This is a genomic window from Stenotrophomonas sp. (assembly GCF_032066555.1).
Lineage (GTDB): Bacteria > Pseudomonadota > Gammaproteobacteria > Xanthomonadales > Xanthomonadaceae > Stenotrophomonas.
Genome location: NZ_DAMBKV010000028.1, coordinates 24,313 through 31,405 on the forward strand (window position 1 = coordinate 24,313; position 7,093 = coordinate 31,405).

The window sequence follows — 7,093 nt, forward strand, 5'->3', positions numbered from 1 at the left end:
TCCCCAACCCTCCCCTGCGCGTTGCGCAAGGGAGGGAGCTGTAGCCCCTCCCCTTGCGCAGCCAACGAGCAGGGCCGGCGGGGACGGGGCTTGAGCCCACCGTCAACCGCGCGGGCCGCCCATCACCGGCAGGATCGCGCCGCTGATATAGCTGGCAGTAATCGGGGATGCCAGGAACACATACGCCGGCGACACTTCCTCCGGCTGCGCCGGGCGTCCCATGTCACTGTCCTTGCCGAACTCGGCCACGTCTTCAGCCACCTTGTCGGCGGGGTTCAGCGGTGTCCATACCGGCCCCGGCGCGACGCAGTTGACGCGGATGCCGCGCGGCAGCAACTGGCTGGCCAGGGACTTGGTGAATGCATGGATCGCGCCCTTGGTCGCTGCGTAATCGATCAACGATCTGCTACCGAACAGACCGGTCTCCGAGCCGGTGTTGATGATGCTGGCGCCCTCGCCCATGTGCAGCAGCGCCGCCCGCGCCATGTGGATGTAGCCGGCGATATTGGTCTGCAGGGTTTCCTGCAGGTGTTCATCACTCAGATCCTCCAGGTGATGGCAGTGCAACTGGAAGGCCGCGTTGTTGACCAGGATGTCGATACCACCAAACGCCTTGGCCACCTGCTGCACCGCGTGGTCGCAGAACGCCGGATCGCGCACGTCACCGCTGAGCGCCAGGCTGCGCTGGCCTTCCTGCTCGATATGCCCACAGGTGACCTTGGCATCCTCATGCTCGCTCAGGTACAGCACCGCGACATCGGCGCCTTCGCGGGCGAACAACACCGCCACCGCCCGGCCGATGCCGGAGTCGCCTCCGGTGATGATGGCGCGCATGCCTTTCAGTTTGCCGCTGCCCTTGTAGCCCGGGGCCAGATAGCGCGGGGCCAGTCGCAGATCATGTTCATTGCCCGGCTTGGCCAGCTGCTGCGCAGGCAGCTTGCTGGGTTGGCGGCGGGCGCCGGCCTGCACGCTAGCGTGATGCTCGGGCGTGGCGCTGCGCAGTTTCTCCTGCTGCTGCAGGTCCTCCTGCAAGCGGCGCTGACGACTTGCCGTGCGCTGCGCAGCGCTGTCGACGGACGGTGCGGCGGCCTTCTTGGCGGCGGCCTTTCGTGGTGCAGCCTTGCTGACTGCCGGCGTCTTCTTCCTGGTTGCCATGACGTTCCCCTCCCGCTCATCCAGCGGCATGGCGCGCGCAGTGCTCGCAGCAATAGGTGGCGCCGTTTGCCTCCACGCCATGGCCGATCACCGCGCATTGGCAATGCGCACAGCGCGGTGCCAGCGCGTGGATCGCACACTCGAACGAATCAAACGTGCCGGTAATCTTGCCCTGGGTGACGGTGAAGCTATTGGCGTAGTTGTTGCCACAGACGTCGCAGGTAGCCATTGCGGTGCTCCTTTCGCTATCAGGTGGAGCCTGCAGTGTGCGCAGGGGCAGCACCGACGTCGGTGAAATGCGCGTGGACAGGATGTGTATTTCATCTACTGCAAACAATGCAGCGGTGATGCTGCCATCCACGCCACTGTCACCGGAGCCTGCCATGTACCGTCTGCTTGCCGTATCCGCCACCGCCCTGATGCTTTCTGCCTGCAGCACTGCACGGGTGAGCAGCATCCAGCCCATCGACGGCATTGTCTCCGGCCAATGCCATACCGACATGGTGCGTGGTGCGGTTGGCCTGGCCGCAGCGCCCGACACCGTCGAGCGCGCCCGTGTCGACAGCGATAGCCTGCAGGTGAATGTGGTGCGTGGGCGCAATCAACCCGAGGCTCCCGCCGCGAGCACAGTGCCACCGGCATCGGGTGGTGGTGAGCGGCTGACCATCGAGGTAGGCCGCACCAACAACATCACCGCTATCCGCTGCGGCTGAACCCCGTGCCACTGCGGTGGGCAGCACGCAGGAAGCGCAATGCCGCCGCCTCCCATTGCCGTGGCCCGCGCAACGCTCGCAGTCGCAGCAACTGGCCCTGGCGCCAGCCATCGAACACACAGGGGTCGATATAGGCCTTGCGACATACCGCCGGGGTATTGCCCAGCATCGCCGCCACCGCGGCGATCACCTGGTTCTGCAAGGCATTCAGTGCCTGCTCGCCGCCGTGGTCCGGCAACGGCAGCTGCGCCAGTTCACGCAGCGCCACCAGCGTGCCACCCCAGGTGCGGAAATCCTTGGCGCTGAAAGCATCGCCGGTGGCCTGGCGCAGGTAGTCGTTGACATCGGCCGAGTCCACTGGCCGCAATCGGCCAGTATCGTCGCGGTATTGGAACAGCAACTGTCCTGGCAATTGCTGGCAACGCTGTACCAGCCTGGCGAGCTGCGGGTCATCGATCTGCAGGGCCTGCAGCTGCCCTGATTTGCCGTTGAAGCGCAGTTGGGCGCGGCCACCCCGTATCTGCAGGTGCTGGTTGCGCAGGGTGGTCAGCCCGTAGGAGCGGTTGCTGCGGGCGTAGGCATCGTTGCCAACCCGTCCCAAGGTACGGCCCATCACCGCCACCACGATAGCGATCACCTTCTCGCGCGGCAGGCCGGGCAGTTTCAGGTCGGTCCGCACCTGTCGGCGCAGGCCCGGCAAGGCCTTGCCGAAGGCGACGATGCGATCGAACTTGTCGTCGCTGCGCATGCGCACCCAGTCCGGGTGATAGCGGTACTGCTTGCGCCCACGCGCATCACGACCGCTGGCCTGCAGGTGACCGTTGGCCTGGGCACAGATCCATACCTGGGTATAGGCCGGCGGAATTGCCAGCGCTCGAATGCGCTGCAGCGTGGTCGCCGCCTTTACCGCATGCCCGCGTGCATCCACATAACGGAAACCGCGTCCGCTACGGATGCGGCGTATGCCCGGTTCATCGTCACTACTGTGGCGCAACCCGGCTGCGCTATGTGCGGCCATCGCGGACCTCCCCTTGCTGCTGCGGTCGGCAAGTATCGCGTCGCCCGTTGCGACGCAGCGTCAACAATGCCTTCACTTGGCTATATGCTTGGACCGACCATCAACACCTTGGAGTTCCGATGCAATTCCCGTCGACGCCGCGCGCCCTGCGCCGCCCCGCCGCCCTGATTGCCACCGCTACCCTGCTGCTGGCGCTCAGCGCCTGCACCAAGCCAGCCCCGGAAGAACAGGATGAGGCGCTGAACGAATCCCAGCAGGCCGCACAGGCAGCCGCCGCCCCCGCTGAAGCCACGCCGCCACCGGGCGCCTGCGACGCCAGCCAGGTGCAGGGCCTGGTCGGTCAGCCCTATAGCGAGGCCATGCAGGCCCAGGCCAAGGAAGATGCCGGCGCCACCGATGTGCGCGTGCTCAAACCCAACCAGCCGGTGACCATGGAGTTCATCGGTGAACGCCTGAACATCGAAATCGATGAGAAAGGTATGGTCAGCGGCGTGCGCTGCGGTTGATTTTTGTATAGCCAAAGCCTTGCCGGGCAAGGCTTTGGTTGCGCTCGCAACGATGTATTGCGGCGCTGCAACAACTGTGATTTAGTCGAACCATCCGGTGACCTCAAGGTGCGCTCCTGAACGAGCACGTTGCGTCATCGGGTGGGCGCGAGGGCGCTTGGATCAGGCGAATACGCCGCAACGGCGTGCGTCGGGTCTTACCCCAACGGCACGTGCGGCAGCACGGCGCGATCCATCCGATGCATGACGTGCTCAGCGAGCGGGCGGGAGTGTCGCCGCTCACCTGAATCGCATCGAGGCACAGATGGCTGTCCGCACTCCGCAAGGCCTTTACGACCCGCAAGACGAACGCGATGCCTGTGGTTTCGGCATGGTCGCCCAGCTCGACGACCAACCCTCGCGTCTGCTGGTGGATACCGCCATCGCCGCGCTGTCGCGCATGACCCACCGCGGCGGCGTTGCTGCCGACGGGCTCACCGGCGACGGCTGCGGCCTGCTGCTGCGTAAACCCACCGTCTTCCTGCGCCAGCTGGCCGAAGAGGCCGGCATCGTGCTGGGGCCGAACTTCGCCGCCGGCGTGGTGTTCCTGCCGCACGACGCGGATGCGGCCCAGCGATGTCGCGCCGAACTGGATGCACAGCTGCGCGCCGCCGGCTGCCATCCGCGCGGTTGGCGTGAAGTGCCCACCGACGACAGCGTCTGCGGCCAGCTGGCCCGCGACACGCTGCCCAAGATCGAACAGGTGTTCGTCGATGCCGACATCGAGCAGAGCGCCGAACAGTTCGCACTGGCCCTGTTCATGTCGCGCCGCCGCAGCGAACAGGCGCTGCGCGATGTCGCCGACTACTACGTCACCACCCTCAGCGCCGAAGCCATCAGCTACAAGGGCATGGTGCTGCCGGACAAGCTGAGCACCTTCTACCCGGACCTGCAGCGCCACGAACTGGCATCCAGCGTGGTGGTGTTCCACCAGCGCTTCTCCACCAACACCATGCCGCGCTGGCCGCTGGCGCATCCGTTCCGCATGCTCGCCCACAACGGCGAGATCAACACCATCGAAGGCAACCGCCATTGGGCGCAGGCGCGCAGCAAGGTGTGGAAGACGCCGAAGTTCGACATCGCCGAGCTCGACCCGGTGATCTCGATGCATGGCTCCGATTCGCAGAGCATGGACAACATGCTGGAGCTGATGGTGGCCGGCGGCATGGAGCTGATCCAGGCGCTGCGCATCCTGGTGCCACCGGCAACCCAGTCGCTGGAGTTCAAGGACGCCGACCTCGCCGCGTTCTACGAGTTCTACGGCTTGAACAGTGAGCCCTGGGATGGCCCGGCCGGCATCGTCGCCTGCGACGGCCGCTACGCCGCCTGCACCCTGGACCGCAACGGCCTGCGTCCGGCACGCTGGATGCTGACCTCCGACCGCCACTTCCTGGTGGCGTCCGAAGCCGGCGTCTGGGAAGTGCCGACCGAGCGCGTGGTGCGCAAGGGCAAGCTGGGCCCGGGCCAGATGATGGCCATCGACCTCAAGCGTGGTGACCTGCTCGATTCGGACGCCATCGACCGCATCAACCGTGCACGTGCGCCGTACAAGCAATGGCTGCACCAGGGTGTGACTTACCTGCAGACCGAGTTGATCGATCCCTCGCTGGCCGAGGAGCCGTTCGACGAAGCAACGCTGCGCAGTTACCACAAGCTGTTCCAGCTTACGACCGAAGAACTCGAACAGGTGCTGCGGCCGCTGGCCGAAACCGGCCAGGAAGCCACCGGTTCGATGGGCGATGACACCCCCATCGCCGTGCTCAGCCGCCACACCCGCCCGCTGTACGACTACTTCCGCCAGGCTTTCGCGCAGGTCACCAACCCGCCGATCGATCCGCTGCGCGAAGAGTGCGCGATGTCGCTGACCACTCAGCTCGGCAAGGAGACCAACATCTTCCACGCCGCGGCGGAGACGGTGAACCACGTCATCCTCAACTCGCCGGTGCTGAGCCAGCGCAAGCTGCGCCAGCTGCTGAAGATGGAGCAGTACGTCGAGCGCAATCGCCTGATCGATCTGTCCTACAGCGTCGAGGAAGGGCTGAAGGCCGGCATCGAGCGCATCTGCGCCGAGTGCGAGCAGGCCGCGCGCGACGGCGTGGTGATGCTGCTGCTGTCCGACCGCTACCCGGTCGCCGACCGACCGATGGTGCATGCGCTGCTGGCTACCAGCGCCGTGCATCACCATCTCTCGAAGGTCGGCCTGCGCTGTGAGGTCAACCTGATCCTGGAAACCGGCACCGCCCGTGATGCGCACCACATGGCCTGTCTGCTGGGCTTTGGTGCCACCGCGGTGTATCCGTACCTGGCCTACCAGACCCTGTTCGACCTGGGCCGGCGCGGCATCCTGCAGTTGAAGAAGGGCGGTGAGGTCTCGCAGATCGGCCGCAGCTACCGCAAGGGTATCTACAAGGGCCTGAGCAAGATCATCTCCAAGATGGGTATCTGCACTGTCGCCAGCTATCGCGGCGCGCAGTTGTTCGAGATCGTCGGTCTCGACCCGGACGTGGTTGAACTGTGCTTCCCGGATACCGCTGCCCGCATCGGCGGCGTGGGCCTTGCACGGCTGGATACCGAAGCTCGCGAGCTCACCGTGCGTGCCTGGAACGATCTGGCGCAGCCGGAAGTCGGCGGCCTGCTCAAGTATGTGCATGGCGGCGAATACCACATGTACAACCCGGACGTGGTGATGACGCTGCAGCGCGCCTCGCGCACCGGCGATGCCGCCGATTGGCGCAAGTACATGGACGCGGTGCATTCGCGCCCGACCTCGGCGCTGCGCGACCTGCTGCAGCTCAAGCCGGCAGCAACGCCGGTGCCGTTGGATGAAGTGGAACCGGCCGAAGCGCTGTTCAAGCGCTTCGACACGGCTGCCATTTCCTTGGGCGCCCTGTCACCGGAAGCGCATGAGGCGCTGGCGATAGCGATGAACCGCCTCGGCGGCCGTTCCAACTCCGGCGAAGGCGGCGAAGATCCCGCACGCTATGGCACCGAGAAGCGTTCCAAGATCAAGCAGGTGGCCTCCGGTCGCTTTGGCGTTACTGCTGAGTACCTGGTGAATGCCGAAGTGCTGCAGATCAAGGTCGCACAGGGCGCCAAGCCCGGTGAAGGCGGCCAGCTGCCCGGCCACAAGGTCAACGAGCTGATCGCGCGCCTGCGCTATGCCAAGCCCGGCATCGGCCTGATCTCGCCGCCGCCGCACCATGACATCTATTCGATCGAAGACCTGGCACAGCTGATCTACGACCTGAAGCAGATCAATCCGGATGCACTGGTATCGGTGAAGCTGGTTTCGCATGCCGGCGTCGGCACCATTGCCGCTGGCGTGGTGAAGGCCGGTGCCGACCTGATCACCGTGTCCGGCCATGACGGCGGCACCGGTGCCTCGCCGATCAGCTCGATCCGCTATGCCGGCGTGCCGTGGGAGCTGGGCGTGGCCGAGTCGCACCAGGCCCTGGTCGGCAACGACCTGCGCAGCCGCACCATCCTGCAGACCGACGGTGGCCTGAAGACCGGCCTGGACGTGGTCAAGGCCGCGCTGCTCGGCGCCGACAGCTTCGGCTTCGGCACCGGCCCGATGATCGTGCTGGGCTGCAAGTACCTGCGCATCTGCCACCTCAACAACTGCGCCACCGGCGTGGCCACCCAGGACGAGCGCCTGCGCG

At 65.8% G+C, this 7,093-nt stretch carries 6 protein-coding genes; 3 read left to right on the forward strand and 3 right to left on the reverse strand.

The annotated features are described in order from the left end of the window. Positions 1-102: 102 nt before the first annotated feature. Both RT131_RS18935 and RT131_RS18940 read right to left on the reverse strand, forming a co-directional pair. Complete coding sequence (locus RT131_RS18935; RefSeq protein ID WP_313174463.1) at positions 103-1,155, reverse strand: SDR family oxidoreductase; 1,053 nt, start codon at positions 1,153-1,155, stop codon at positions 103-105. Between the two features lie 16 nt (positions 1,156-1,171). Continuing rightward, entirely contained in the window at positions 1,172-1,384 is a 213-nt protein-coding gene (locus tag RT131_RS18940) for a hypothetical protein (RefSeq protein WP_313174465.1), read from the reverse strand. A 154-nt stretch (positions 1,385-1,538) separates the two neighbouring features. Here RT131_RS18940 and RT131_RS18945 point away from each other — a divergent pair, with 154 nt between their 5' ends. After that, the gene (locus RT131_RS18945) at positions 1,539-1,868 is read left to right on the forward strand and encodes a hypothetical protein (RefSeq protein WP_313174467.1); all 330 of its coding nucleotides are present in this window, start codon (positions 1,539-1,541) and stop codon (positions 1,866-1,868) included. Here RT131_RS18945 and RT131_RS18950 read toward each other — a convergent pair. Then, complete coding sequence (locus RT131_RS18950; protein ID WP_313174469.1) at positions 1,852-2,886, reverse strand: DNA topoisomerase IB; 1,035 nt, start codon at positions 2,884-2,886, stop codon at positions 1,852-1,854. The two genes, RT131_RS18945 and RT131_RS18950, sit on opposite strands and share 17 nt — an antisense overlap. Positions 2,887-3,005: 119 nt before the next feature. On the opposite strand from RT131_RS18950, the gene RT131_RS18955 reads away from it, so the two are divergent. Beyond that, on the forward strand, positions 3,006-3,392 hold the full coding sequence (locus RT131_RS18955) for an I78 family peptidase inhibitor (protein WP_313174470.1): 387 nt from the start codon (positions 3,006-3,008) through the stop codon (positions 3,390-3,392). A gap of 304 nt (positions 3,393-3,696) precedes the next feature. Further along, on the forward strand, positions 3,697-7,093 hold a 3,397-nt coding region (gene gltB, locus RT131_RS18960), incomplete at its 3' end, for a glutamate synthase large subunit (RefSeq protein ID WP_313174472.1).